The following is a 26,400-nucleotide window of genomic DNA, read 5'->3' on the forward strand; positions in this document are numbered from 1 at the left end:
TATGGATCAGGAAGAATTGGTGAAACGCGTGACGAGTGAAGTTTTGCGCCAATTGCAGCAACGGAATGTAGCTGAATGTGTACAATCTCATGAGGCTGCTATACACGCGTTAGCTATTTTTACAGGGGGGACCATGGGTTGTACCGAAGGGTTGGAAGAATTAAAAAAGCTCAAATCCCATGGCTTTGATATTACGGTTGTTTTATCTCCTGCGGCTGAAAAAATAATAGGCATGGATGCAATTCAAGCCGAGCTTGGCAAGCGAAACGAGATCATTACCAGCCAGTCTAGTTATCCCAAGCAGCTTTTACAGCAAGCTCAGCTTGTTCTTGTTCCCGTACTTACACAAAATACGGCAGCGAAATTAGCCTTTACTATTGCGGATACGCAAGTGACTACGCTGATTATGCAGGCGCTCATGATGGGAAAGCCCGTCATAGCGGCTGTAGATGCAGCTGATCCGGAGACCAAGGGACGTGTGCAGGCTCATATGGGCAAGGCTTCTGTGGGGTTACTTAGGACGTTGCGCGGCAATCTTGAAAAACTAAAAGCCCATGGCATGCGGCTTGTAACTGTGGAGTCTTTGGCTGAGGAAAGTCAAAAAATGATGGAAGGTCTTATGAGTCCACTGCCGAGAACGGAAAAGACTAAAAAAAGTATTCTTGATGCAAAAACTGTTAAAAATGCCGCTATGCAGCATAACAAGGTCCTTACGGTTTCGTTAACAACGCTTGTGACGCCTTTGGCTTATGATGTTGCCCGTGATTTTGGTATAGAGATTATCAAGCAGTAGCACAAAAAACAGGGAGCGATATGTATGTGGGTGGGAAAAGTGATTGGTACGCTCGTAGCCACACCAAAGGATGATACATTGACAGGTAGCAAATTGCTTATTGTTCAGCCGACTCAGTTGGGCCTGAATCAAGGGAGACGAGCTCCGGTTGTTGCTGTCGATGCCATTGGTGCAGGTACAGGGGAGTCGGTCTTGGTTGTTGAAGGAAGCTCCGCTCGTCATGTCACAGGAAATGCTTCCGCAGCTGTTGATGCTGCTATTATTGGAATTATTGACAATATCGAGTTAGATAACAGTTTACTCGAGGAGTAATGTATGATGAAAGTTTATACAAAAACAGGCGATCAAGGGCAAACGAGTTTATTGAGTAAACAGCGGGTTTTTAAAGATCATATCAGAGTAGAGGCCTATGGTACGGTAGATGAAGCCAATACTATGATGGGGCTAGCGAAATCCCTCTCAAATAGAGGCTGGGTTCAAGAATTACTTCAGCCCATTCAAGAAGAACTGATTTTATTAAATGCCGATTTAGCTACTGAGCAGCGGGCAGCAGGAGAACCTGCTCGTATTGCCCAGAAGCAGGTGGATCATTTAGAATCCATTATTGATTTTTTGGAAAATAAACGGATACCGCAAAAATACTTTGTTACGCCAGGCAATTGTCCAACAAGTGCAGCTCTTGATTTAGCGCGGACTGTTGTACGGCGGGCTGAACGTGCCGTGGTAAAACTGAGTCGAACCGAACCTGAGACAGTACCAGTACCTGTCTGTCTTTATTTAAATCGACTTTCTGATTTATTATTTGTTTTGGCTCGGTGTGTTGAACAAGAGGAAATTGTTTCACTAGTTACTCAAAACGTACTTGAGATTTTAGATCAAGAGGGTGTTCAGCTTCAGAAACAAGGAAACACAATGCTTGAGAAGGCAAAAAAAATGCTTGAGGCAGCTGAACGAAAAGCATGTGAAATTCATATTCCCATGGTCATTGCTGTTGTTGACGAAGGGGGAAATTTAGTTGCTCAAGAGCGGATGGATGGCGCATTATTAGCGAGTCTTTCCCTTGCACTCGATAAAGCTTATACAGCCGTTGCGCTCAAAATGTCTACAGATAAACTGGCTGAGCAAGTTACTCCAGGCCAGCCTTTGTTTGGCGTTAACTCTGCTGGGAGCGGCAGATACATCGTTTTTGGCGGTGGATATCCATTAATGACAGCAGGTCTTGTTGTCGGTGGTTTGGGAGTGAGCGGAGGAACAGTAGCTGAAGATATGATGGTTGCTCAAGCTGGGTTAAAGGCTTGGTAACTGGCACGATTGAAACAAGGAGGAATACAGAGATGATTGCTGATCAAACGTTAATTGCTCAAATTACTACTGAAGTTTTAGCAAAATTACAAGGTTCGACTTGCTCAACTGAAAATATCAGCGGGGTTTATGATACAGTCGATGAAGCCGTAACAGCAGCAAGAAAAGCTTATGAGGAACTCAGAAAATGTTCGATAGCCAAACGTGAAGAGCTTGTTCAGGCCATGCGCAAGGTTGCTTATGACAATGCTGCTATGTTGGCTAAGATGGCTGTGGACGAATCCGGTATGGGACGAGTCGAAGATAAAACGCTTAAAAATCAAATGGCTTCACAGAAGACGCCTGGTACGGAAAATCTGTGCACTGAGGCGTGGAGCGGTGATCGGGGACTGTCTCTCATTGAAATGGGTCCTTATGGTGTCATTGGTGCGATTACACCTACGACGAATCCTTCGGAAACGATTATTTGCAACGGCATTGGCATGATTGCCGCTGGCAATGCCGTTTTTTTTAGCCCTCATCCTACAGCGAAGAAAACATCACTTGAGACGATCCGTCTATTTAACGAGGCCATTATTCAGGCGGGTGGTCCAGCTAATCTACTGACAGCCATTTCTCAGCCGTCGATCGAAGCGACAACAACGATGATGCATCATCCACTCATTAATATGCTTGTTGCCACAGGCGGGCCGGGGGTAGTCAAAGCGGTCTTATCGTCGGGTAAGAAGGCTATTGGCGCAGGAGCTGGCAATCCACCGGCTGTTGTTGATGAAACCGCCGATATTCAAAAAGCAGCGAAGGATATTATTGCTGGCTGTTCTTTTGATAATAATTTGCCCTGCATTGCTGAAAAAGAGGTAATTGCTGTAGGCTGTATTGCTGATGAGCTCGTTTCTTATATGCAAAAATACGGGGCTTATCTTATATCCGGTGATGCTATTGAGCGTCTTCTTCATGTTGTGATGACTGAAAAAGAATCTAAAAAGAGCCAAGGCTGTACGGAAAAGCCGAAAAAATCTTATGGTATTAATAAAGATTATGTTGGAAGAGACGCCAAATTTATTTTGAGTAAAATTGGTATTGATGTACCTGACAGTGTACGCGTGATTTTGTGCGAAACAGAGGCGGATCATCCCTTTGTTGTAGAAGAGCTCATGATGCCGATTTTGGCAGTTGTTCAAGTCAAAGATATTGATGCTGCCATTGATTTGGCTGTGAAGGTGGAACATGGCAATCGTCACACAGCCATTATGCATTCGAAAAATGTCGATCATTTAACTCGCTTGGCCAAGGCGATTGAAACAACGATTTTTGTGAAAAATGCTCCTTCTTATGCAGGGATTGGTGTTGGCGGCGAAGGTTATATAACCTTTACAATCGCTGGACCTACGGGTGAAGGCTTGACTGCACCGCGCAGTTTTACCCGCCAAAGGCGGTGTGTTCTTGTTGATGCATTTTCCATCGTTTAGGCAAAATTTGGATAGGTAGGGAGTCGGTTCAAAATGCGTGACGAAATTGTTGCTGCTGTCAAGGCGGCTGGTGTAGTAGGGGCAGGCGGAGCAGGTTTTCCTACGCATGTAAAAATCAACGCTACTGTGCACCTCGTTATTGCCAATGGTGCGGAATGCGAGCCTTTGCTGAGAGCCAATGATCATCTGATGATTACGGAAAGTAAAAAACTCATTGTGGGACTTAAGGCGGTCATGCTTGCTACGGGTGCCCATGAAGGAATGATTGCACTCAAGAAAAAGCATGTTGAAGCGATTCGTTGTTTGCAGCAGACTCTTGATGAAATGAAGGACCGGGAAGTCACACTGTCTTTTTTGCCTGATATTTATCCAGCTGGAGATGAGCAGGTTCTTGTTCATGAAGTAACAGGTAAAATTGTGCCTGAAGGCGGCATTCCTTTACAAGTCGGTGTCGTTGTAGCCAATGTCGAAACATTATTTAATGTAGCCAATGCTCTTGAAGGGCAGCCTGTGACAGAAAAATTTGTAACTGTTGCTGGGGCTGTACGCACACCACTGACAGTAAAAGTTCCGCTCGGTATGAAGGTAGAGGAGCTCATCGCTTTAGCTGGTGGAGCTACTTCTTATCCGTTTGCAGTGATTGACGGGGGTCCCATGATGGGAAAGCTCATTGATAACGATGCAGCTGTAACCAAAACAACAGGTGGTATTCTTGTTTTGCCTGCTGACCATACCATTGTAGTGAATAAAAATGTATCATGGGAGGCTACGCTTCATCGGGCCAAAGCCGTTTGTTGTAATTGTTTGGGTTGTACCGAAGCTTGTCCCAGGCATTTACTTGGACATCATATAGCACCTCATCGCATTATGCAGGCTATCGGCAGAGGTCAGCTAAGTGAGGTAGATGTTTTTTCGGAAGCATTCTTATGCTCTGAATGTGGTGTATGCGATACTTATGGCTGTACTATGGGGTTATCGCCGCGTAAGGTCAATGGTTATCTCAAAAAACAATTTGCCAAGGCGGGTATTAAAAATTCTCATCATCATAAACCGGAACATGTGCAAGCTAATCGTTCCTACCGTTTGGTTCCGACACAACGTCTTATTGCGCGGTTAGGCATTTTGAAATACGATGTGCCAGCGCCGCTTATTATTCAGAATGCTGTTCCTCGTGAAGTGTGCTTAACTTTGTCAGGGCATATCGGGGCACCTGCTAAACCGATTGTTGCTGTAGGGGAGCAGGTAGCAAAAGGCGATCTTATTGCAACCATTCCTGATGGAGCAGCCGTAGGCGCGAATGTGCATGCAAGCATTACAGGAACTATTTTTAAGAGCGATTCTTGTATCTGTATACGGGCTGTTTAATAATTCCTTTTATTCTTATTCCAAAAAATTAAGGGGGAATCATGATGAGTTATTTTGCAGGCGAATTATTTGGTACAGCCATTTTAATTATTTTTGGTGCCGGAGTTGTGGCAGGAGCTGTTCTTAAAAATTCTAAGTCACAAAGTCAAGGATGGCTGGCAATAACAACAGGTTGGGCTTTTGGCGTAATGATGGGGGCCTTTTGTGCAAATGCCTTGGGAGCGCAGGGTGACTTAAATCCAGCAGTTACTTTTGCGAAATTGCTCATTGGTACTTATACCGTATCTGATGCAATATTAATTGTTATTGCTGAATTTATTGGTGCATTTATTGGTGCCACCGTTGCCTGGTTGGCTTATTTTCCTCACTGGGAAGCTACGGACGATAAACCTGGAAAACTAGGTGTTTTCTGTACTGGACCAGCCATTCGTAACTATATAGCAAATTTACTTTGCGAAATTATTGGCACGACTGTGTTAGTTCTTGGTATCTATGCTATTTTCTCGAAAAATGTCGGTGGCATTGTTCCTGGAATGGGTAATTTCTTAGTTGCTGTCCTTATCTGGGGAATTGGTCTAAGTTTAGGTGGCCCTACTGGATATGCCATCAACCCGGCTCGTGACCTCGGTCCTCGGATTGCCCATGCCATTCTTCCTATTGCAGGCAAAGGGGATTCAGATTGGGCTTATTCCTGGGTTCCTGTTGTAGGTCCGATGATTGGCGGCGGATTGGCTTTTGTTATTGGCAGAGGCCTTGGTTTCCTATGATTTTTAAGGTGCATAATTGGAGTTCGCCCAAATACGGCTTCTATGGGAGTTTTTAGCAATATTGGCAGCGGCAAGCTCATGTATGTCCGTGTTTTGTAATGATGGGGGGAATAGAATATGAAGCGTGCTATGGGATTGTTGGAATTAAAGAATATTACGCAGGGAATTTTGGCCGCTGATGCCATGCTCAAAGCAGCGAATGTAGAAATTATTTTAGCGCAAGCCATGTGTCCGGGAAAATATGTTGTCATGGTAGCAGGCGATGTGGGGGCTGTTCAAAGTGCTGTGCGCAGTGGCAAAGTTGTGGGTGGAACAGAAAATGTTGTCGATGAATTTGTATTGCCTAATTTACATGATAGTGTGTTGCCTGCTATCAGTGGCTGTACCGAAGTAAAAAAGCTCAGCGCACTTGGCGTTATCGAAAGCTATTCCATCGCATCAGCTATTGTTGCTGCTGATACGGCAGCGAAAGCTGCAGCTATTGAACTTCTTGAAGTTCGTTTGGCTAGAGGTATGGGCGGAAAGGCTGTTGTTACGTTAACAGGTGATGTGGGAGCTGTCAAGGCGGCTGTTCGGGCTGGTAGCAATGCCATTAAAGAAAGCGGTTTTTTGGTGGATCAACTTGTACTCGCAGCACCTCATCAACAACTGAGTACGCTCGTATTTTGACGTGGTACAGGATTAGTATGACAAAGAGTATTGGAAAAAATCATTTCTAATACTCTTTGTTATCAATAGATATAAACGATAAGTTTTTTTAAAGGAGATTCATCTATGGATTGGTTGTTTTCGCTTCTTATCGCTTTAGCTGCGAATATTGACAATCTTGGCGTAGGCATTGCGTACGGGTCACGAAAAATGGACATTTCAATTCGAGCTAACTTGATTATTGCATTCTTATCGTTTCTGGCTACCTTGTTTGCAGCTAACATAGGAGCATTCCTGAATGAAACAATTCAGTTGAAATATGCGGGTGATTTAGGGGCGGTGATTCTCATTTGTGCAGGGCTATGGATTATTCTGGGGCCAGCTGAACTGATCCATCAGCCAGAAAAGGCAGATCGGGATTGTTCGAACCATCTTGATGATGCAGAAGCCGTATTGCTCGGCATAGCCTTATCGGCGAATGCTGTTGCCGGTGGGCTTGATGCGGGGTTAGTTGCCCTACCTATTCTGGTAATTTCTTTATTTGTGGGACTATTTAGTTTCCTGACCATTGCTTTTGGCTGTTCTATCGGCAGAGTCTATCTGGCCAAACGCTTAGGAAATGCGGCAACCAATGTGTCAGGACTATTGATGTTGGCTATTGGGCTATATCAACTAAGGTGCTGAATAAGTAACGAGAAGGTTGCGTTAAAAATAAATTGAAATTTAAAGGATTTTATCTAAAAAAGTCGAAACATTCTAAAGTTCTTAGTCATTTAGGAACTTTAGAATGTTTTTTGATTATTGAAGAGCTTATGCCTGGATGTTTTGCAAGGATTTTAGGAGAGAAGGAATTTATGCACCGTGTTGAGTTGGGAAAAAATCTATGAACAGTTACAGCAAGATTTGAAATTATTCCTATTTATTCTTAGTGTGATTTGTTTATTTCGTATTGGCTTTATTATTGATTTGCATGCCTATATGAGTGATATGACGACAGTTTCAGATATTATGGCCGCTTTGTATTATGGTTTGCGGATTAGTTTGAAGAGTGCGGGATTCCTCGGGGGAATATCTGTTATTTTATGTGCAGCAACCTATTTTGTTAGTAAAAATAAAGTGCAGCATTTTCGCTTTCTTTTAGGTTCTAGCTATATCGGCTTATTGAGTGCTCTTTTTTATGCCCGCATACCTTACTATGAGCAGTTCCATATGGGGTTTAATCAATTATTATTTAATACCTTTCAAGACGATACATCGGCTCTGTTTTATACTTTAATCCAGCAATATCAGTTACCTTTTCGCCTGTTGTTGGCAGTCTTAACGACAGCGATTTTTTCCCGTTTGCTCAAGAAATGGCTTGATACAGGGACGCTTCGAATGCCGCGGTTTTCTTCTTGGCATTATACTGTCGCTATTCGCATCGCCTTTTTAATTGTTTTGTATTTTATCGCCGTTTTTATTCGATTTGGCGGCAGCATGACTTATGCCCAGAATATTGACTGGGAAAATTCCGGCATTACGAAAGATCAATTGCTTAATGAAGCCATTTTAGATGATGTACAGGCTCTTTATCGAGCTTATGAACTTCACGAGCGGTTAATAAGTTCGACAGGGATTGATATTGATTCCGCTCAAATGCATGTATACGGATCTTCTTTGGCAGGTCATTCGATTGAATCGAATAATCTTGATGATTATTTGAAAAAGACTGCTCAAGGATCGGCAGTAAAGCCGCAACACATTTTCCTGATTATTGGTGAAAGTTATGCTAACTGGCCGCTGCTACCGGAATATGGTTCTTTAAATATTGCCAACGGAGTAAAAAATATTATTCGGCAAGACAACGCGGCTTATGTACCAACCTTTTTGCCTAATGGCATGAGCACGATTTCTGGTGTACTTGGCGTTATTACAGGATTTACGGATGTCAATCTCTATCTTAATTATCTGCCAGAAGCTTATAAGGAACCCTTTTCAACAGCTGTTGCACCACAAATGAAGCGCTTGGGCTATCAACCGCGCTTTTGGTATGCTGGGCCGAGTTCATGGGAAAAGATCAAAGATTTTACCTTAGCGCAAGGATTTGAAGATTTTCATGGGTCAGGGGATTTTGAAAATGGAGCAGGCAATGTATGGGGCTGTGACGACAAATATCTATTTAATGCCGTTTTGTCGCAGATCAATCAGGACAAGCCGAGTTTCAATGTCATTTTAACTGTGTCCAATCATGCTCCCTTTACAGTGGATCTTGAGAAGGAAGGCTTTGATCGGGACAGCGTCATTGCCGGATTGCCTGAACATCGTAAGAATGATGAGGAATTGATTAAGCAATTAGGCCATTTCTGGTATGCAGATAAAGTGATGACTCAGTTTATTGCTAAGGTACGTCAGCAGTATCCAGATAGTTTGTTTATGATCATGGGCGACCATGCCGATCGATTAAATATTGAAGCAAATCCAGGACTTTATAAGCGCTATGGCATTCCGCTTATCGTTTATGGCCCGGGGATTACGAAAAATGTTTTTCCGAAAAATGCTGCTGGGAGCCATATTAATGTGACACCTACTTTGATTGAACTTGTTGCACCCAGGGGGTTTCATTATTACTCCGTCGGCGAAAGTTTAACGAAAGGCAATGATTTTGGCATGAATTATGGTTTTTGGATTACGCGTAACAACATCGGCAAGGCGGATAGTGATGTGCGCGAATCCATTACAGGAGAACATTCGGCTGAGCTGTCCTGGGATCAGATAGAACAGGTGATTAGTCAGTTGCGATCTGTTTCGTGGTGGCGGATTAAACATGGTACGCAATTAAATATGGGTGAATAAGAAGAGTTGATAATAGCTGCTTTTATATTGCTTATCGAATCATCCAGCTATATTCAGTATGCATAGCAATAGCCATCATGAAGGTTTTTTGTCTTCATGATGGCTATTTTAATAAGAAAAAGTCTATTTTTTTTGAGCACTAATCTGCTCTAAAACTCCCGTTTCTTGGATGGCTGTTGATAATTCCTGGCTGTCAGTCAGCCATTTTTGTTGGGATTCAGTTGGGCCTAAATATTTGATTCGCATTCCCATATTTTTCATGCTTGTTTTGAATTCCGGATCCGCAAAAAGTGTTTTAAATCCTGCAGCTAAGTTTGCTTTTACATCAGCAGGCAGTTCCTTTGGGGCTGCGATTCCATACCAATGATCTAATTGAATATTGAGCCCGTGTTCTTTAAAAGTCGGTATTTGTGCAAATAGGGGGTCAGTCAGTCGCTGTTCACCTGTTACTGCCAGAGCTTTTAACATGCCGTCTTTTACATATTCTTGGATAACAGCGGAAGTTGTAAAAACAATTTGAACATGTCCGCCAAGTAAGGCAGTAGTTGATTCACTTGCGCCACGGAAGGGAACCGATTCGAGTGTAATACCAGCATCATGGGCAAACATTTCACCTACAACATGGGTAATTGCCCCTACACCACCATGACCAAATTTTAATTGTCCAGGGTGCGTTTTTGCATAAGCAATCACATCATCTAGTGTTTGCCAAGGCTGATCGGCTTGGACAACCATTATAAATGGTTGGGACGTAATTTGTGCCAGGGGTTGGATTGCCGTTTGATAATCATATTTCGTTGGTCCGTACAACGATGGCAAGAGAATATCTGTTGCAGTTATAGCCAGCGTATACCCGTCAGGGTTTGATGCGGCCAGTTCATTCCAGCCAATCGTGCCTGCTCCACCTGGTTTGTTTATAATGGTGATTGGCTGGCCTAAATATTTAGGGGCGAATTTTTCCATTGCTCTGGCGATTAAATCTAAGCCTCCGCCGGCACTAAAAGGGACAATCATGGTAATGGGTTTTTCGGGATATTTTTTTGTTGTCACTGTTGCCTTATTTGGCATGCTTGTACAACCTCCTAATAGGATAGACAGCGTGAATAGACAAATGATTAATTTCACAAGTACTTTTCTTTGCATGGCATGATCTCCTTTGCTGTAAAGCGGATTATTGTCTTGTCTCCTTTTTTCTGATATGGATGAATGGTTTTAGCCAGTGAACGAGTGTGTACAGAATGACACTCGCCCCCACGACTAAAATGGTACTCGTGATAGGCCGGGTAATGAAGGTCCAAATGCTGCCGTTACTGATGATGAGTCCCTGTATCAATCCCCGTTCAAGTTCGGGGCCGATGACAAGACCGATTAATAGCGGTCCAGGTTCAAAGCCTGTGCGGCGCAAGAAAAAACCAATGATCCCAAAAATAATGATCCATACTAAGTCTAATATGCTATTGTTGATGGAATAGGCGCCGGTTAGAGTGAGAACGGCTACAAGCGGCATAAGAATGTTGAGGGGCGTTCTTAGCAGCTGAACGAATACGCCAATAAGCGGCAAATTAATAATGAGTAGCATTACGTTGCCAAGATACATACTGGCAATAAGCCCCCAAAATAGATCGGGCTGCTGTGTAATGAGTGTCGGTCCGGGAGTAATGCCGTGAATCATAAAGCCACTGAGTAAAATGGCCGTTCCCCCGCAAAATGGCAGTCCCAGTGACAATAGCGGAATCATGGTAGCAGCTATTGCCGCATTATTAGCTGATTCCGGTCCAGCTACGCCTTCAATGGCACCGTGACCAAATTCAGCTGGGGTTTTGCTACAATGTTTTTCTAGCCCATAAGATACAAAACTGGAAATGGTTGCTGCTGGGCCAGGCAGTAAACCCACTAGAAACCCGGCGATGCTGCCGCGAAACATAGGCACAACGGACCGTCGGAATTCTTCTTTTGTCGGGTATAGGTCCTTGATTCGTATAGTAGGTATTTCGGGGGGGCTGTTTGTCTGGGTCATGACGGTGAAAATCTCCCCAAGACCAAAGATGCCCATGGCTAAAATGGATAAATCAAAGCCGCGATCAAGTTCATCAATGCCGAATGTAAAACGGCTAATACCTGATAAGCTATCGAGTCCAAACGTTCCTAACATGATGCCGACGGCAGCCATTAATGCGGATTTAAGGGATGAAGTACCTGTAAGTTTGGTTAAGATGATCAGCCCCACGAGAGCCAGGGAAAAATATTCTGGCGGGCCAAAGGCGAGTGCAGCTTGAGCTAGGGGAGGAGCAAAAAGGGTGAGGCCAATGATGCCAATAGTTCCGGCAATAAATGAACCAATGGCTGCTATAGCAAGAGCGGCCCCGGCTCGCCCCTTTTGTGCGAGTGGGTATCCATCCATGCAGGTCACGATGGAGGCAGCTTCCCCTGGTACATTCATTAAAATGGATGTCGTTGAGCCGCCGTATTTTGATCCGTAATAGATGCCTGCAAAAAGGATGAGTGCCGTTGTGCCATTCATGTGATAACTGAAGGGTAACAACAAGGCAATGGTGCTGACTGTATCAATCCCAGGCAGTACTCCGATAAGCGTACCAATGAGTACGCCACTTGTGCAGGCCAGTAAATTGGTTGGAGCAATGCTTACATAAAATCCTTGTAACAGCATATTTATGACATCCATTTTTCATCTCTCCTAAAGCTATGGCAATGTGACAGCTAAAAAACGGTCAAATAAGAAATAGAAAGTAAGGGCAGTACTTGCTGCGATGGCAAGAGGCAGCAGCCACTGCGGTGTATCGGATATCTTGAATAAATAGAGTAAAAATATAAAGGTAGCAGCTAGATAGCCAATCATATTGAGCATAGTCACATAAAATATCAAACCAATGATAATGAAAATAAACTTTGTCCAATCCATTTCAGGTTGTTGAGTAGTCTTTTCTGTTCGCCATTGGCTGCCCAGAAGTAGTAGTGTGAGTATCAGTCCCAATGTTCCTGCCAGTATGGGTAAAAAGCCTGATTTAGGGGATATAAAGGTGCCAAACGCCAGTTGGTTTGCAAAAAATAAATAACTAAGAATTCCGCTGAATAAGAACAAGGATATTGTTTTTTCAGACATTATCTTCTTCCCATTTCTGCTACAGGCGTTTATTAGCTGTTCAATGAGGTTACTCGATGATGTTGAACGCAATGGTAAAGATCGACCCCTTTCCAAGTTCACTATCAATCATTAATATTGCTGAATGACGTTGAACAATGCGAAAACAAATTGCGAGTCCCAGACCCGTTCCTTTTTCCTTCGTGGTGAAAAACGGTGTTCCAAGCTGATCCTTAATTTCAGGTGGAATACCTATCCCTGAGTCTTTGATGGATAGGTAAACTTTTCTACTGTCTGTTTTGGTGTGAATCTCAATGAGCCCACTTTCTTGTATCGCGTCTATTCCGTTTCTTACCAGATTTAAAATAAGTTGTCGAATACTATTTGGATCAACGGATACATTTGGGATATTGTCTAAGGCCAGATGAATGTCACAATTGTTGCGCAAGGCATCGGCCTGCAATAAAGGATAGATGTCATGAATAATATTATTGAGATTGTTTTCGCTAAATTCCATGGCGCGATTTTTGGCTAGCGATAAAAATTCGGTAATAATACTATTGGCACGATCAATTTCGTTGATCATGAGTTCGAAATTTTCTTTTTGATTCACGAATTCGTGCTTATTTCCGATAAACTGCAACAGGCCCCGGACTGTTGTCATGGGATTTCGTATCTCGTGGGCAATTCCTGCTGCCATTTCCCCAATAATATTTAATCGGTCCAGGCGGGTCATTTTTTCTGTTTGTTCGCTAATATAATTTAGGATGGGTGTGAATTCGGCTATTTCACTATGAAAATGACTCGTATTTCCGTCAAGAATGGCTTCAGCAAATGCTTCGAGGTCGGTTTTTAGTTTGACGAAGAGCTCACGAAAAATAACAACACAGATTAATAGCATCAGAAAAGCACCTAAAAGGGTGTTAATCGTGCGCTTCCAAATGATCGCGGAAACAGCATCCTGATTGATCGAAGCAAAGGCATGACCAATAATGACGCCATTTTCTTTGATGGGCTGGACGTGAATCATTGAATTTGCGCCATGCCATAATAGGAAACTTTTCTTTTCAATTAGCTGATCCGAATCCGTACTGTAAATTTCTTGTAGACGTTTAGTATTTATGTTGCTAAGTAACGACGCATCGTACTGGGGTCCAATGGCGACGATACTTTCTTGCTGACGCGAATAGAAGCCAAATTTTATAATATTTGGTGGTACAAATAGATTATTTAACAAGGGTTGAAGTTCTTGATTAGTCAATAAAATTTGTTCATGAATTTCTTCTTTTGTCATATCGTGTGTTATCATTCCTCGTGAAAAGGAACCGTCGGGTATTTTTTTGACAAGAAAATCAGTAATGGCTATCAATAATTTACTGTTTTTATCATTTTCTTCTTGAAGTGATAGCCAATGCGTATAGGCTGTAACCATCATCATTGACAATAAAACAATACTAACTATTTTAAAATTTAATTTTGTTGTAAAAGTAAACTTTTTCACTACGTTTGGCACCTCTGATAAGACCGATTGACTGAGCCAGTTTTCTTGATTTGGTAATCAGCGTTATAATTACAAAAAAATTGAATATAATTATATTTCGTTAATAAAAAACAAAAACCTTCCATATTATACAAAATAAAGCTTCTTTTGTATAATGGAAGGTTTTTATTTTTTATAGCTTAGGCTTGATTTTCATTTTCCTGGGACTTGGTGGGAAAGGCTGTTACTTCTTTTATGGATTGCCAATCTGAAATTGGCAAACACTCATTATTTTCCATCCGAATCATGAGATTAAAATTCAAAAAATGTCCGGTGTAGATAATTTCGCCTTCTCGGCCATCTTTTAACTGTACCTTATTGCCAATAATACAGTTGCAAAAGGCTGTAAGAAATGTGGTACATAGCGTAGCATCTAATTTTGAGTACATATCTTTTGTTAAAACCTGAACAGCCGTAAAAGGATTATTTTTATGTGAGTAATTCCGTTCTGAAGTCATGGCATCATAAATATCGGCAATAGCCACAACACGGGCATAAGGATGAATTTTTTCTTGCTTAAAATGACCAGGATAACCACTGCCATCGAGCCGTTCATGATGCTGAAGAACAGCAAATTTTACATTTTGCGGAATAGCGGCTACTTCTTTAATCAGACTGAAACTGTATGTTGCATGCAATTGCATGACTTTGAGTTCGTCTTTTGTTAAATTTTCGGGTTTGTTCAAAATTTCCGGTGGAATTTGGGTTTTACCAATATCGTGGAGCAATCCCGTGAGAATTAATTCTGAAATTTGATTTTTATTGTAACCTGACCAGAGTCCAAGTAAGCCACTTAATAGGGCAACATTTACTGAGTGATCATATAAATAATCCTTTTTCGAATGCTCAAGGTTAGTATAGTTAATGGATAAATGTTTACTGACAAGGGGCCATAGTTCATTATCAGTGATATCTTGCAAAATATTTATGGGTATTTTTTTATATTTTTCAATAATACGAAAAGATTCTTTGATTTTTTGGACGGCATTCGACAAGTGTTGCATTTTTATTTCTTCTAATGTAACTTCTGGAGTTTGTGCTTGTTCTTGTTCTGAAGTAGTAGTTTCAATTTGAACATCTTTCACACCGAGTCGGAGTAAGTGGGCTAACAAGGATTTGTCTAAAATAGTCCCTTCAGCAATTAGAACGTTTCCACGCTGATTAATAATGTCTTCAGCGAGTTTCATACCGGGTTCCACTTGTTCTAGGTTATAATGCTGGTTGTTATCTGCCACAGTCATTCTCTCCTTTCTTACGATACTAATATTTCCATTATTCTATCGTGAAAATCAATTAAAAACAATCAGACTTTTGTACAATTTATTTTCTTATCGGTTATTTGGTAATGTTTTTTAGGGGATTGAATGAATAAATTTGTGTCGCCGAAGCAGTCGTAGTGTAAGAGGGATTTCAATTGACATTTTTATATGAAGTGGTACAATTTGAGTGTAAATAGTAATATTATCATAACACGTGAAACTATTCACAGTTCATGCTTCGACAGGGGGCTAGTAATAGATTATCGCAAAAAAAACTGTTATGAATTGATAAGGAACTCGCGGTAATACATTACTGTCGAGGGCTAGCCAACCCTCATCTGACCACTTAACTTATGCAGTTTGGAGGTGAAAACATGCTTGAGGAACATGAAGGAATTGTCATTGCCGTTACAGATAAGATGGCGCGCGTCAAAGCCAGCCGTCATAGCGACTGTGAAAATTGTGGTGCTTGTCCTGGTGATAATGCTATGGTAATGGATGCTCAAAATCCGCTAGGTGCTGTTGTTGGGCAAAAAGTTTTAGTGAAAATAGCAGAAACGAATATGTTAAAGGCCGCTTTTATTGTGTATATGATGCCGCTTATTGCCATTGCCCTTGGTGTTATTATCGGAGCAGAGGTTGCTGCTTCTTTTGATGTCAGTGATGTCATGACAGGGAAAATTGCAGGTGGCATTATTACTTTCTTGGCTTCTATTTATTTTGTACTACGTTACGATCGGCATGCCAAAGGAAGTTCTTCAATGCAGCCAGTGGTCATCAAAATTTTTGAATCAAAGCATTAATTTTAACGACCATTTTTAAAAGAAGGAGTGGAATTATGCGAAATCTTTTCCGAGGTGGTATCCATCCGGATGATAACAAATTGGCAACAGCCAAAAAGCCTATTTTCGAAGCTTCAATACCAGCTAAATTAATTCTTCCAGTAAGACAGCACATTGGAGCTCCTTGTTCACCTGTAGTCAAAGTGGGTGACTTGGTGAAAAAAGGGCAGGTTATTGCAGATACGCAAGCTTTTGTTTCTGCACCGATTCATGCTTCTTCGTCAGGTAAGGTGACGGAAATAGCCAATTATCCTCATCCTGTCTTTGGTACGTGTCAGGCTATTGTCATTGAGACGGATGGACAAGATGAATGGCTGGAAGGCTTGCCTGTTGAACGTGATTGGAAATCGCTAGAAAACAAGGAAATTGTCGGCATGATTCGGTCTGCCGGTATTGTAGGAATGGGCGGCGCAACTTTTCCAGCCCATGTAAAATTGTCTCCACCGCCTGATAAACCTATTGACACGCTTATTTTAAATGGTTCAGAGTGTGAGCCTTATCTTACGGCTGATCATCGTGTCATGTTGGAAATGGCAGAAAAAATTATTGATGGCATGCATATTAGCATGAAAGTGCTTAACGTAACGAAAGGTGTTATTGGTATTGAAGCAAATAAGCCTGATGCCATTGAACATTTTCAAAAACTGTTAGTTGGCAGTGATATTGAAGTTGTTGGACTTCCCACTAAGTATCCACAGGGAGCTGAAAAAAATCTCATTGTTGCTCTTACGGGCCGTGAAGTACCTTCAGGCGGATTGCCTATGGAAGTGGGCGTTGTCGTGGAAAATGCCGGGACTGCCGTGGCGATAGCTGATGCAGTCATTCGTGGATTGCCTTTAATTGAACGGGTTACGACGGTTACGGGCAGCTGTATTGCTAGTCCCCAGAATTTGCTGCTTCGTGTGGGAACCACTTTTGCTGAAGCTGTGAACATTTGCGGCGGATTTAAAGAAGAGCCGGCCAAGGTAATTATGGGTGGACCGATGATGGGAATGGCTCAACAAACTTTGGATGCGCCGATCATTAAAGGTACATCAGGTATTGTTGCTTTGAGCGCGAAAGAAATACATGATGGAGAAGAACGTCCTTGTATTCGCTGTGGTCGCTGTGTTAGCGCCTGTCCGATGGGACTTATTCCACGTGATTTCAGTATATTAGGCGAACGCAAGCTTTATGAACAAGCCAAGACGGAATGTAATCTGCTGGACTGTGTTGAATGTGGTTCCTGTGTATTCGTCTGTCCGGCTAAACGAAAGATCGTACAATATGTAAAATTGTCCAAGGCACAGCTTGCTGCCGCGGCAAAGAAATAGGAGGCCGCTAATGAGTTCTGAGACAAAATTGGCTAGTCCCAGTTTTTTAGTATCAACTTCACCGCATATTAGAGACAATGAGTCGATTGCCCATATTATGTGGCACGTGAATTTAGCTTTAGCACCTGCGGCATTATTTTCTGTTTATGTTTTTGGTTTACCCGCTTTGATGACCATGGTCCTTTGTATTGCCGCTGCAGTAGTAACGGAATTTTTGATTCAGAAATGGCAAGGAAAGTTGGTTACAGTCAGTGATGGCAGTGCTTTTCTTACGGGCTTGCTCTTAGCCATGAATATCCCGGCGACATTACCTTGGTATATGGCCATTATCGGTTCTGTAGTAGCCATTGGAATTGCGAAGCATACCATGGGTGGGTTAGGCTATAATATTTTTAATCCTGCTCTTATTGGACGTGCGTTTTTATTGGCCTCTTGGCCAATTGCCATGACAAAATGGCCTGCTGTTGGTGCGGCTGTGGATGGTGTTTCTTCTGCTACGCCACTCGGAATTTTAAAAATGCAAGGTTATGGGCAGTTAGTTGAATCTTATGGCAGCCAGGGGGATTTATATCAATCATTGTTCTTTGGCTTTCGCGGTGGTAGCGCTGGTGAAACGTCCGTTATTTTGCTGCTCTTAGGTGGCATCTATCTGATATATCGTGGTTATATCAATTGGCAAGTTCCTGTTACCATGATTGGTACTGTTGCCATTGTTAGCTGGGTTACGGGTGGAGATCCGTTGCTCAATATGATGGCAGGCGGTTTGATGTTAGGTGCTTTCTTTATGGCAACGGATATGGTAACCATTCCACTGACAGTCAAGGGTCAAGTGATTTTTGCTTTAGGAGCCGGTCTTTTAGTTGTTTTGATCCGTCGCGTTGGCGGTTATCCCGAAGGGGTTTGTTATGCAATTTTGTTAATGAATGCTGTAACACCTCTTATTGACCGGGTAGTTAAGCCTATAAAATTTGGAGCCGGGAGGTAACAGCTATGGCACACGGTAACGATAGTATATTGAAAAGTGGCGGAAATCTGGCTATGGCCTGTATTCTGTCAGGCGCCGTTATTGCTGGTACTTACGCTATAACAGCTCCTGTTGCGGCTGAACAGGCTGTGAATCAAAAGGCTAAAGCCATGCGGGAACTTGTTCCCGATGGACAAAAGTTTGAGCCTATCGCTGGAAAAACGGATTGGTATTCTGTGCTTAAAGACGGTAAAACCATTGCTTATGTTGTTCCTGCCGAAGGAAAGGGTTATGGCGGTTCTATTAAAATGGTAGCTGCGGTTACACCTGATGGTAAAGCCATTGACTATAAGATCTTATCTCATAATGAAACACCAGGGCTTGGCGATAATGCGACGAAAGATCAATTTCGTAAGCAGTTTAAGGGAAAAGCAGCTGCTGATTTGACAGTAGTCAAAACGCCAACAGATAAAAATATCCAAGCGCTTACGGGTGCTACAATTACTTCCAAGGCAGTTACGTTAAGTATTCAAAAAGCCGTGGAAGAGGTTATGCAATATACATCTAATAAGTAAGGGGGGGCTAAAGGTGAGTCTCTGGCAAATCTTTTACAAAGGCTTATTTGACCAAAACCCGATTTTTCGGCTAGCGCTCAGTTTATGTCCGGCGCTTGCTGTGACAAGTACGGCTTTAAATGGCTTGGCAATGGGGCTTTCAGTATTATTCGTTATTACGGCCAATAATACGGTAGTTTCGATTTTTCGCCATCACATTAATCCGACTGTGCGGGTACCAGTATTTATTACCATCATTGCTACACTAGTAACGGTAGTGCAACTTTCACTTGCTGCCTATTTTCCTGATTTATATAAAGCCTTAGGCATTTATTTGGCATTGATTGTTGTTTTTGCTATTATCTTAGCACGTGCTGAAGTTTTTGCCATGAAAAATGGTGTGATTCCGTCTTTCTTTGATGGACTTGGCATGGGAACCGGATTCGCAGGTGCCATGGTTTTAATTGGCGTTATTCGTGAGTTATTTGGCACGGGTTCAGTTTTTGGCATGCAAGTATTTGGTGCATGGTACAATCCGGCATTAATTGTTATTTTGCCACCTGGAGGATTTCTTGTTATTGGTCTTTTAATCGGTATTTTTAATCTGATGGAAGAATCTCAGAATCGTCGCCGTGAACAAAAGGCCAAAGAACAATCATCAATCGGCACAGCCGCATTGCGAGGTGATGCATCATGACGGAAGTAGCTGAATATTTTACACTCTTTATGGGTGCTGTTATTGTGAATAACTTTGTTTTAACTCGTTTCTTGGGACTCTGTATTTTCTTTGGTGTATCCAAGAATCTCAATGCCTCTATTGGTATGGGCATGGCTGTTACTTCAGTTATGACGCTCAGTTCCATGCTTGCCTGGGCTATTTATAATTTTGTTTTGGCTCCTTATCATTTGACTTTTTTAACAACCGTTGTATTTGTTGTATTGATTGCCAGCTTTGTTCAATTGCTGGAAATCATTATTAAAAAATTTGTTCCTACTTTATACAACCTGTGGGGCATTTATCTTGTGTTAATTGCCACGAATTGCATTGTACTTGCAGTGCCACTGATCATTTCTGAGTCCGCTTATAGCTTTTCTAAATCTGTTGTATTTGCCATTGGTTCAGGTGCCGGTTTTGCCTTGGCGATTATCTTAATGGCGAGTCTCAGGGAAAAACTCCAATACGCGGATGTACCGAAATCAATTGATGGTCTGGGCATTGCCTTTATTTTAGCTGGCTTACTGGCTCTCTCATTTTTTGGATTTTCCGGTATGATTCCATTATAAAACGGCAAGGAGTAGATCATCATGAATACGTCCATCCTAATTTTGCTGGTTATGGCGGCGTTAGGGATTACTTTTGGTTTGATCCTCGCTTTTGCCAATAAAAAATTTGCAATCGAGGTCAACCCGTTGATTCACATTGTCGAAGATGTTTTGCCAAAGGGACAATGTGGTGCTTGCGGTTATGCTGGTTGTATGGCTTATGCCGAAGCAGTTGTCACGAATCCTGACGTTCCGCCGAATATGTGTGTACCTGGTAAAGCAGTTGTAGCTGCACGTGTTGCCGAACTGACTGGAAAAAAAGCGGAAGAAGTTGAACCGCGTGTAGCAAGAATCATGTGCAGTGGCGGTCTTGAACAGGCCAAACGCAGTTATGAATATAAAGGGGTCCAAACGTGTGCGGCTGCCAATGTGTTATTTGGCGGGCCGAAAAGTTGTGCCTATGGCTGTTTGGGTTTTGGTGATTGCGTAGCCACTTGTCCTTTTGGTGCTATGACACTTGGGGAGAATCATTTGCCTCAAATTGATAAAGAAAAATGCACAGGCTGCGGCGCTTGCCAAAAAGTTTGTCCGAAACAGGTTATTGATCTGACACCACTTACAGCGAATGTTCATGTCAGCTGTAAATCGTTAGCCAAAGGTGCCGAGGTACGTAAGATCTGTACTGTTGGTTGCTTAAGCTGTACCTTATGTATGCGTCAATGTACACATGACGCCATTAAGATGGTGAATAATTTACCTGTTGTTGATCATAGTAAGTGTGTTGAATGTACGGAAGCAAAATGTGTTGAAAAGTGTCCAACGAAAGCCATTCATCTGATTCGTCAAGCTGCCGGGGAGCCTCCTGTTGTGAAAGCACCCGCTCAGGCACAGCCAATGTGACGAATGCTGGCTGAACAGCAATGAATAAAACAAGAATCTAGGTCAAAAAAGGGCTGTTGACGCCATGTCAGCGGCCCTTTTAAACGATAGAAATAGAGAGTGTGCGATAAATGAATGTTCGAGTGATACTAAAAAGCTTAGGGGTGCTATGTTTTGCCCTTTTTTTTTCCGGCTGTATGACAGCACCTAAGCCATATGAGCAGACAGCTTTTGCCTTAGATACAGTCATTGATATTACAGCTTATGGGCCGAATGCCGAAGAAGCAGTGCAAAAATCGCTGAATGAAATGACACGCTTAGAGTCCTTGTTAAGTAATTATCAGGAAAATAGTGAGATTACAGCTATTAATAAACAAGCGGGTGGCCCTGCCGTTTCGATTAGTCTTGAAACTGAGCAGGTTTTACAGCAAGCTTTACGTTATGCAACGGTGACAAACGGGGCTTTTGATCCAACCATTGGACCCATTGTGGAATTATGGGGGATTGGTAAAAAGGATGATTTTGTTCCCAGTGATGCCGAAATTTCCGCTGCTTTAAAGCACGTGAATTATCATCGTTTAGAACTTGATACAACAAAACATACGGCTCGTTTGCTTGATAAAGGCATGTCCATTGATGTAGGCGGTGTCGCCAAGGGCTATATTTTAGACCATATGGAAGCTATTTTAAAAGCAGAAGGTATTCAATCGGCTTTGCTCAATGGCGGCGGTGATATCCGGGTCATTGGCAATAAACCCGATGGAACTCCCTGGCGGATTGGCCTGCAAAACCCTCGGGATACGGAAGGTATTTCCGCTAAGATTTCCCTTGATAAATGGAATGATATTGAAACATCAGGAGATTATCAGCGTTTTTTTGATCGTGATGGCGTGCGGTATCATCATATTTTTGATCCAAAAACAGGCAAACCCACGCATACCTTGTCTTCGGCAAGTACAGTTTTGCGTGAAGGGATGGAAGATTTTCCATCGAATGCCCTTCTTGTGCTGGGTAAAGAACAATCATTGGAGTTACTCAAGCAATTTCCAGGAATTGAGGCCATTTTTGTCGATCTTGATGGCAATGTGTCCTATACCCCCGGACTTGCTGGTAGTATTGAGACAGATAGGTGATGCGTTGTGTTGACCTGGGGTGATAGAATATTAATTGCTCTCTTAGTTATTTGCTCATTGGCAGGGATTGCCTTGCCATTTTTTTCTCAGTCTGCTGCGGCCCAGTCGGAAGCCGTGATTTCCGTAGCCGGAAAAGTTGTTAAAACGGTGAAACTTGATGGACATCAAGAACAGCTTACTATTGACGGTGACAGCGGTTATAATATTGTGCAGATTGAAGGCAAGCAAGTTCGTGTGATTGAGTCGAATTGTCCAGATCAACTCTGTGTAAAGCAAGGTTGGATTAGCCGGTCGCCGCAGCAGATTGTTTGTTTGCCCAATCGGATTGTTGTAAAAATAATCCATGGGAAGTCCAGCGATGTAGATACCATTATGCGCTAAGGGGAGAACAATTATGACCAATCGAAAAATCATTCATTTAGCCCTTCTGGTCTCCATGGCTGGCGTGTTGCATTTTATTGAAACGATTTTGCCCATTCCGCTACCTATTCCCGGTTTTAAATTGGGGTTAGCCAACATCATTACCTTGTTTGTCATTGTTGTGTACGGATTGCGTGAAGCTCTTATCGTGTCTTTCTTACGTACAACCTTAGGAACCCTTATGGCGGGTTCTTTGTTTAGCCTGCCCTTTCTTATGGGATTAGCTGGCGCTGTTGCTGCCTGCTTGATAATGTACGTAGTTTTTCATCGCTTTACGCCGCTTTTTTCACTTATTGGCGTGAGCGTTCTTGGGGCCGTCGGACATAATGCTATGCAATTATTGATTGCTATGGCTGTTTTAAATTTGACTGATCTAATTTTTTATTTTCCTTACTTGGTGCTTTTTGCTGTTGGGACGGGAACGATTACTGGACTGATCATCGCAGGTGTACTTCGAAAACTGCCTCTGGCCTTATGGGGAGTGCCGCTGCCCAAGATTTAGTCGATTTTATGGGAGAGTACAAAATGTTAGAAAAAGCACGAAAAATTTTACAAAAATATTATGGTTACCGCGATTTTCGGCCTGGTCAGGCGGATATTATTCAAAGTCTATTGACAGGCCAGGATACAGTGGCCATTATGCCGACGGGTGCTGGAAAATCCTTGTGTTTTCAGCTGCCTGCCTTGCTGCTGCCTGGCATAACGATTGTCATTTCACCGCTCATTTCGTTGATGAAGGATCAAGTGGACATGCTGGAAAGTCTAGGAATTCCGGCGACTTTTATTAATAGTTCTTTAACAGCGAATGAAGTAAATGAACGCATTGAAAGTGCTAAGTTAGGGCGCTACAAATTGTTATATGTTGCACCGGAGCGTTTAGAATCAGAGGCTTTTCAGTTTCTCATGAAAACCTTGGATATATCTCTTCTTGCCATTGATGAAGCTCACTGTATTTCACAGTGGGGCCATGATTTCAGGCCCAGCTATCGGGCGGTAGGTCCCTTTGTTGCCCGTCTTGCGAAGCGGCCTGTTGTGGGTGCTTTTACAGCTACAGCCACAGAAAAGGTTAAGCAAGATATGATTGAACTCTTAGTGCTAAGAAAACCAGCTATTTATTTTACTGGTTTTGACCGGCCCAATTTATTGTTTACGGTCATGCGTGGCGAAAATAAGCAGGATTTTGTTTTACATTATCTAGCTGCTCATAAGAATGAATCAGGGATTATTTATGCATCAACGCGTAAAGAAGTGGATCACTTATATACACTTTTGCATAAGAAAGGCTACGTTGTTGGTAAATATCATGCCGGTCTTAGCGATGAGGAGCGCCGAAAAAATCAGGAAGTCTTTATTCGTGATGACATGAACATTATGGTGGCTACCAATGCTTTCGGCATGGGGATTGATAAATCAGATGTGCGGTATGTCATTCATTACAATATGCCAAAGAATATGGAATCTTACTATCAAGAGGCTGGCAGGGCCGGCCGTGACGGCGAGCCGAGTGAATGTATTTTGCTATTCGGTGCGCAAGACGTTTTGCTGCAAAAATTTCTCATTGAACAAACTGTCGGGGACTCTGAGCGCAAAGCCAATGAATTTGGCAAACTGCAAGCCATGGTGGACTATTGCCATACACCCAATTGTTTGCGTCAGTATATTTTAGCCTACTTTGGCGAGAAAATGGCAAACGCTGAATGTGGCAACTGTAGCAATTGCCAGGATGACGCGGAACTCACGGATATTACCATTGATGCGCAAAAGGTATTTTCCTGTGTGCTTCGTATGAAAGAGCGCTATGGTGTGAACTTAATTGCCGATGTGCTCAAGGGATCAAAAAATAAAAAAGTTTTGCAGCAAAATTTTGATGAATTAACTGTTTATGGAATTCTCCGCTCCGATAGCCTGCAAGATATTAGAGACTTGATTAATCGGTTGATTGCTACAGGTTATTTGGCTCTGACGGAAAGTGAATATCCTATCGTTCAGATAACAGATTCTGCCACTCATGTCTTACGTGGAGATACGAAAGTATGGCAAAAAACGCCGAAACGACCGCAAAAAGTTACAGCAGATAATTCTTTGTTTGAATTGCTCCGAACCTTGCGTAAGAAAATTGCTGATGAAGGAAAAGTGCCGCCTTATGTGGTATTTGCCGATAGTACACTCAAAGAAATGTGTGAAAGCTTGCCACTCGATAGACAAGCCTTGCGTTTAATCAAGGGGGTGGGTGAAACGAAACTTGAACGTTATGGTGATGATTTTTTGCAAGTCCTTCAGCAATATGCTGCCGAGAATCCAAGTGTGCCAGCGGCTAAGACGGAGGCGAAAGTTCCGGCAGTTCCTATTGAGCCGTCTGATACAATTCCCAGTCACATCGTAACATTAAATATGTATCAGTCAGGATTATCACTCAAAAAAATTGCAATGGAGCGTCAGCTCAAAGAACTGACTGTGCAAGATCATTTAATGCGCTGCAGTTTGGAAGGCTACGATATTGACTGGACGCCGCTTATTCCAGCTCAGTATGAAGCCCTCATTCTTCAGAAGATCAATGAACTCGGGGCCGAGAAGTTGAGGCCCTTAAAGGAAGCATTGCCTGATGAAATCGATTATGCCGCCATTAAAGCAACGATTTGTAAATATCAGAACACTCTAGGGCGTAAGTGAGTTTCATAACATAGCCTATTTGTTTGAATAGCAAAAGCTCTCAAGTTAGTTTATTCTGACTTGGGGGCTTTTCATATTGCGGGCGTTCCTACTTGACTTTCGCTTGTAGCAATATGATTGTGACAGGACATTAGTTTACATGAATCGTACCTGCTTCGGAGGCGTTCAGTTGACCAATGATGACTGCTTGGGTGACACCTTGACTGTGAAGACTTGTGACAAAGGATTCCGCTTGGTCCGTTGGCAGACTAAACAGCAAGCCGCCGGAAGTTTGTGGGTCAAAACAAATATCGCGAATATTTTCCGGTACGGAAGGCTCAAAAGTTACATTCGTTAAATAATGGCGATTGTTGTAGGCTCCAGTTGGGATGAGTCCCATGGAGGCTGCTTCAGCGGCTTCAGGAAGCAGCGGCAGGGAATGACTCCAAATTTCGGCTTGAACATGGCTGGCTGTGACAAGTTCAGAGACATGGCCGAGCAGGCCAAATCCGGTGATGTCTGTACAAGCATGAATAGGAAAATCTTGGGCCACCTGGGCCGCTGTTTTATTGAGTGTCGTCATATTTTGAATGGCTGCTGCTACGCCTGTTGAAAAGAGCTCAGCTTTGGCAGCTGTTGTGAGGATGCCTGTACCGAGTGATTTGGTTAAAATCAATTTGTCTTGCGGATGGGCACCAGCGTTTGTCAGTACCTTCGTTGGATGGACGATTCCTGTTACACTCAGTCCATATTTCGGATCGCCATTCTCGACCGTATGGCCGCCGACAATGAGTGCACCTGCTTCCATTGCCTTATCATAGCCGCCGCGCAGGATGGCTGTGAGTACATCGGGATCTAGTGCGCAGATGGGAAAGCCTACAATATTCAGTGCCGTAAGTGGCCTGCCTCCCATGGCGTAAATATCGCTGAGACTATTGGTTGCAGCGATTTGCCCAAATGTATAGGGATCGTCCACCATGGGGCTAAAAAAATCGACTGTCTGTATGAGGGCTGTCTCATCGTTTAATTGATATACACCAGCATCATCCGATGTGTCCAGACCAACGAGCAAGTTAGCACTTTTCTGTTTTGGCAAGGGACGGAGGACTTGCGCTAGAATCTCTGGTCCAAGTTTTCCGGCGCAGCCACCATTTTTGGTGAATTTCGTAAGTTTAATCATAGTTATGCTTCCTTTCGTTCATATCAAAGGTGTTTCTGTTTCTATTCCGCTTGATCGCCAGATTTTCCTTGTAGCCATTGTCTTTGTCATAGTTTTGTCACAGTTTTGCATTATAATCACGATTAGAC

26 protein-coding genes are annotated in these 26,400 nt (G+C 42.7%); 20 read left to right on the forward strand and 6 right to left on the reverse strand.

Annotation, left to right across the window (positions count from 1 at the left end; all coding sequences use genetic code 11):
- The first annotated feature begins 1 nt into the window (after position 1).
- The 9 genes from Ga0466249_RS14385 to Ga0466249_RS14425 all read left to right on the forward strand — a co-directional run bounded on the left by Ga0466249_RS14385 (position 2) and on the right by Ga0466249_RS14425 (position 9,176).
- Positions 2 to 793 carry a flavoprotein gene (locus tag Ga0466249_RS14385; RefSeq protein WP_215830160.1) on the forward strand — a complete coding sequence of 264 codons (792 nt, stop codon included), beginning with the start codon at positions 2 to 4 and terminating at the stop codon, positions 791 to 793.
- Positions 794 to 817: 24 nt separating this feature from the next.
- Positions 818 to 1,105, forward strand: a complete 288-nt coding sequence (locus Ga0466249_RS14390; protein WP_215830161.1) for a EutN/CcmL family microcompartment protein — start codon at positions 818 to 820, stop codon at positions 1,103 to 1,105.
- 3 nt (positions 1,106 to 1,108) lie between these two features.
- A complete protein-coding gene (locus Ga0466249_RS14395; RefSeq protein ID WP_215830162.1) occupies positions 1,109 to 2,095 on the forward strand; it encodes a cob(I)yrinic acid a,c-diamide adenosyltransferase in 987 nt (328 codons plus the stop codon).
- Between the two features lie 32 nt (positions 2,096 to 2,127).
- Entirely contained in the window at positions 2,128 to 3,564 is a 1,437-nt protein-coding gene (locus Ga0466249_RS14400) for an aldehyde dehydrogenase family protein (RefSeq protein WP_215830163.1), read from the forward strand.
- A 33-nt stretch (positions 3,565 to 3,597) separates the two neighbouring features.
- Positions 3,598 to 4,929 carry an SLBB domain-containing protein gene (locus Ga0466249_RS14405; RefSeq protein ID WP_215830164.1) on the forward strand — a complete coding sequence of 444 codons (1,332 nt, stop codon included), beginning with the start codon at positions 3,598 to 3,600 and terminating at the stop codon, positions 4,927 to 4,929.
- A 41-nt stretch (positions 4,930 to 4,970) separates the two neighbouring features.
- Positions 4,971 to 5,696, forward strand: a complete 726-nt coding sequence (locus tag Ga0466249_RS14410; RefSeq protein WP_215830165.1) for an MIP/aquaporin family protein — start codon at positions 4,971 to 4,973, stop codon at positions 5,694 to 5,696.
- A gap of 117 nt (positions 5,697 to 5,813) precedes the next feature.
- On the forward strand, positions 5,814 to 6,365 hold the full coding sequence (locus Ga0466249_RS14415; protein WP_215830166.1) for a BMC domain-containing protein: 552 nt from the start codon (positions 5,814 to 5,816) through the stop codon (positions 6,363 to 6,365).
- 105 nt (positions 6,366 to 6,470) lie between these two features.
- The gene (locus Ga0466249_RS14420; RefSeq protein ID WP_215830167.1) at positions 6,471 to 7,028 is read left to right on the forward strand and encodes a manganese efflux pump; all 558 of its coding nucleotides are present in this window, start codon (positions 6,471 to 6,473) and stop codon (positions 7,026 to 7,028) included.
- 177 nt (positions 7,029 to 7,205) lie between these two features.
- Positions 7,206 to 9,176 carry an LTA synthase family protein gene (locus tag Ga0466249_RS14425; protein WP_215830168.1) on the forward strand — a complete coding sequence of 657 codons (1,971 nt, stop codon included), beginning with the start codon at positions 7,206 to 7,208 and terminating at the stop codon, positions 9,174 to 9,176.
- 123 nt (positions 9,177 to 9,299) lie between these two features.
- Here Ga0466249_RS14425 and Ga0466249_RS14430 read toward each other — a convergent pair whose 3' ends face one another.
- The 5 genes from Ga0466249_RS14430 to Ga0466249_RS14450 form a co-directional block, all read right to left on the reverse strand.
- Positions 9,300 to 10,244, reverse strand: a complete 945-nt coding sequence (locus Ga0466249_RS14430) for a tripartite tricarboxylate transporter substrate binding protein (protein WP_215830169.1) — start codon at positions 10,242 to 10,244, stop codon at positions 9,300 to 9,302.
- A 103-nt stretch (positions 10,245 to 10,347) separates the two neighbouring features.
- Positions 10,348 to 11,859, reverse strand: a complete 1,512-nt coding sequence (locus tag Ga0466249_RS14435; protein ID WP_215830170.1) for a tripartite tricarboxylate transporter permease — start codon at positions 11,857 to 11,859, stop codon at positions 10,348 to 10,350.
- A gap of 18 nt (positions 11,860 to 11,877) precedes the next feature.
- The gene (locus tag Ga0466249_RS14440; RefSeq protein ID WP_215830171.1) at positions 11,878 to 12,297 is read right to left on the reverse strand and encodes a tripartite tricarboxylate transporter TctB family protein; all 420 of its coding nucleotides are present in this window, start codon (positions 12,295 to 12,297) and stop codon (positions 11,878 to 11,880) included.
- Positions 12,298 to 12,346: 49 nt separating this feature from the next.
- Positions 12,347 to 13,777, reverse strand: a complete 1,431-nt coding sequence (locus tag Ga0466249_RS14445) for an ATP-binding protein (protein WP_215830172.1) — start codon at positions 13,775 to 13,777, stop codon at positions 12,347 to 12,349.
- 179 nt (positions 13,778 to 13,956) lie between these two features.
- Positions 13,957 to 15,051, reverse strand: coding sequence for an HD-GYP domain-containing protein (locus tag Ga0466249_RS14450; RefSeq protein ID WP_215830173.1), 1,095 nt, complete (start codon positions 15,049 to 15,051; stop codon positions 13,957 to 13,959).
- 398 nt (positions 15,052 to 15,449) lie between these two features.
- Between Ga0466249_RS14450 and Ga0466249_RS14455 the strand changes: the two genes are divergently transcribed.
- The 11 genes from Ga0466249_RS14455 to recQ all read left to right on the forward strand — a co-directional run bounded on the left by Ga0466249_RS14455 (position 15,450) and on the right by recQ (position 25,113).
- Entirely contained in the window at positions 15,450 to 15,878 is a 429-nt protein-coding gene (locus tag Ga0466249_RS14455; RefSeq protein WP_215830174.1) for a SoxR reducing system RseC family protein, read from the forward strand.
- 35 nt (positions 15,879 to 15,913) lie between these two features.
- Entirely contained in the window at positions 15,914 to 17,230 is a 1,317-nt protein-coding gene (gene rsxC / locus Ga0466249_RS14460; protein ID WP_215830175.1) for an electron transport complex subunit RsxC, read from the forward strand.
- 10 nt (positions 17,231 to 17,240) lie between these two features.
- Entirely contained in the window at positions 17,241 to 18,215 is a 975-nt protein-coding gene (locus tag Ga0466249_RS14465; RefSeq protein ID WP_215830176.1) for an RnfABCDGE type electron transport complex subunit D, read from the forward strand.
- Between the two features lie 5 nt (positions 18,216 to 18,220).
- A complete protein-coding gene (locus Ga0466249_RS14470) occupies positions 18,221 to 18,769 on the forward strand; it encodes an RnfABCDGE type electron transport complex subunit G (RefSeq protein ID WP_215830177.1) in 549 nt (182 codons plus the stop codon).
- Between the two features lie 13 nt (positions 18,770 to 18,782).
- Complete coding sequence (gene rsxE, locus Ga0466249_RS14475) at positions 18,783 to 19,445, forward strand: electron transport complex subunit RsxE (RefSeq protein ID WP_215830178.1); 663 nt, start codon at positions 18,783 to 18,785, stop codon at positions 19,443 to 19,445.
- Entirely contained in the window at positions 19,442 to 20,032 is a 591-nt protein-coding gene (locus Ga0466249_RS14480; protein WP_215830179.1) for an electron transport complex protein RnfA, read from the forward strand. The genes rsxE and Ga0466249_RS14480 overlap by 4 nt, the downstream gene beginning before the upstream one ends.
- Positions 20,033 to 20,053: 21 nt before the next feature.
- Positions 20,054 to 20,911, forward strand: coding sequence for an RnfABCDGE type electron transport complex subunit B (gene rnfB / locus Ga0466249_RS14485; RefSeq protein WP_215830180.1), 858 nt, complete (start codon positions 20,054 to 20,056; stop codon positions 20,909 to 20,911).
- A gap of 110 nt (positions 20,912 to 21,021) precedes the next feature.
- Positions 21,022 to 22,023, forward strand: coding sequence for an FAD:protein FMN transferase (locus tag Ga0466249_RS14490; protein WP_215830181.1), 1,002 nt, complete (start codon positions 21,022 to 21,024; stop codon positions 22,021 to 22,023).
- Between the two features lie 6 nt (positions 22,024 to 22,029).
- Positions 22,030 to 22,404 (forward strand): NusG domain II-containing protein, encoded by a 375-nt coding sequence (locus Ga0466249_RS14495; protein ID WP_215830182.1) that lies wholly within the window; start codon positions 22,030 to 22,032, stop codon positions 22,402 to 22,404.
- 13 nt (positions 22,405 to 22,417) lie between these two features.
- Positions 22,418 to 22,945, forward strand: coding sequence for a Gx transporter family protein (locus Ga0466249_RS14500; protein WP_215830183.1), 528 nt, complete (start codon positions 22,418 to 22,420; stop codon positions 22,943 to 22,945).
- A gap of 23 nt (positions 22,946 to 22,968) precedes the next feature.
- A complete protein-coding gene (gene recQ, locus Ga0466249_RS14505; RefSeq protein WP_215830184.1) occupies positions 22,969 to 25,113 on the forward strand; it encodes a DNA helicase RecQ in 2,145 nt (714 codons plus the stop codon).
- Positions 25,114 to 25,243: 130 nt separating this feature from the next.
- Here the strand turns inward: recQ and selD are convergent, their stop codons facing one another.
- On the reverse strand, positions 25,244 to 26,272 hold the full coding sequence (gene selD / locus Ga0466249_RS14510) for a selenide, water dikinase SelD (RefSeq protein WP_215830185.1): 1,029 nt from the start codon (positions 26,270 to 26,272) through the stop codon (positions 25,244 to 25,246).
- Between the last annotated feature and the right edge of the window lie 128 nt (positions 26,273 to 26,400).

The organism is Pelorhabdus rhamnosifermentans (genome assembly GCF_018835585.1).
In the GTDB taxonomy this organism is placed as follows: Bacteria; Bacillota; Negativicutes; order UMGS1260; family UMGS1260; genus Pelorhabdus; species Pelorhabdus rhamnosifermentans.

Bases quoted from the DNA above. Each gene is read 5' to 3' on its own strand.
- Ga0466249_RS14390 (WP_215830161.1), top strand. From the start codon at position 818: ATGTGGGTGGGAAAAGTGATTGGTACGCTCGTAGCCACACCAAAGGAT.
- rnfB (WP_215830180.1), top strand. From the start codon at position 20,054: ATGAATACGTCCATCCTAATTTTGCTGGTTATGGCGGCGTTAGGGATT.
- Ga0466249_RS14435 (WP_215830170.1), bottom strand. From the start codon at position 11,859: ATGGATGTCATAAATATGCTGTTACAAGGATTTTATGTAAGCATTGCT.
- Ga0466249_RS14410 (WP_215830165.1), top strand. From the start codon at position 4,971: ATGATGAGTTATTTTGCAGGCGAATTATTTGGTACAGCCATTTTAATT.
- Ga0466249_RS14440 (WP_215830171.1), bottom strand. From the start codon at position 12,297: ATGTCTGAAAAAACAATATCCTTGTTCTTATTCAGCGGAATTCTTAGT.
- Ga0466249_RS14500 (WP_215830183.1), top strand. From the start codon at position 22,418: ATGACCAATCGAAAAATCATTCATTTAGCCCTTCTGGTCTCCATGGCT.
- Ga0466249_RS14415 (WP_215830166.1), top strand. From the start codon at position 5,814: ATGAAGCGTGCTATGGGATTGTTGGAATTAAAGAATATTACGCAGGGA.
- Ga0466249_RS14400 (WP_215830163.1), top strand. From the start codon at position 2,128: ATGATTGCTGATCAAACGTTAATTGCTCAAATTACTACTGAAGTTTTA.
- rsxC (WP_215830175.1), top strand. From the start codon at position 15,914: ATGCGAAATCTTTTCCGAGGTGGTATCCATCCGGATGATAACAAATTG.
- Ga0466249_RS14420 (WP_215830167.1), top strand. From the start codon at position 6,471: ATGGATTGGTTGTTTTCGCTTCTTATCGCTTTAGCTGCGAATATTGAC.
- Ga0466249_RS14455 (WP_215830174.1), top strand. From the start codon at position 15,450: ATGCTTGAGGAACATGAAGGAATTGTCATTGCCGTTACAGATAAGATG.
- Ga0466249_RS14405 (WP_215830164.1), top strand. From the start codon at position 3,598: ATGCGTGACGAAATTGTTGCTGCTGTCAAGGCGGCTGGTGTAGTAGGG.
- Ga0466249_RS14480 (WP_215830179.1), top strand. From the start codon at position 19,442: ATGACGGAAGTAGCTGAATATTTTACACTCTTTATGGGTGCTGTTATT.
- Ga0466249_RS14385 (WP_215830160.1), top strand. From the start codon at position 2: ATGGATCAGGAAGAATTGGTGAAACGCGTGACGAGTGAAGTTTTGCGC.
- Ga0466249_RS14430 (WP_215830169.1), bottom strand. From the start codon at position 10,244: ATGCCAAATAAGGCAACAGTGACAACAAAAAAATATCCCGAAAAACCC.
- Ga0466249_RS14395 (WP_215830162.1), top strand. From the start codon at position 1,109: ATGATGAAAGTTTATACAAAAACAGGCGATCAAGGGCAAACGAGTTTA.
- Ga0466249_RS14490 (WP_215830181.1), top strand. From the start codon at position 21,022: ATGAATGTTCGAGTGATACTAAAAAGCTTAGGGGTGCTATGTTTTGCC.
- recQ (WP_215830184.1), top strand. From the start codon at position 22,969: ATGTTAGAAAAAGCACGAAAAATTTTACAAAAATATTATGGTTACCGC.
- selD (WP_215830185.1), bottom strand. From the start codon at position 26,272: ATGATTAAACTTACGAAATTCACCAAAAATGGTGGCTGCGCCGGAAAA.
- Ga0466249_RS14465 (WP_215830176.1), top strand. From the start codon at position 17,241: ATGAGTTCTGAGACAAAATTGGCTAGTCCCAGTTTTTTAGTATCAACT.
- Ga0466249_RS14470 (WP_215830177.1), top strand. From the start codon at position 18,221: ATGGCACACGGTAACGATAGTATATTGAAAAGTGGCGGAAATCTGGCT.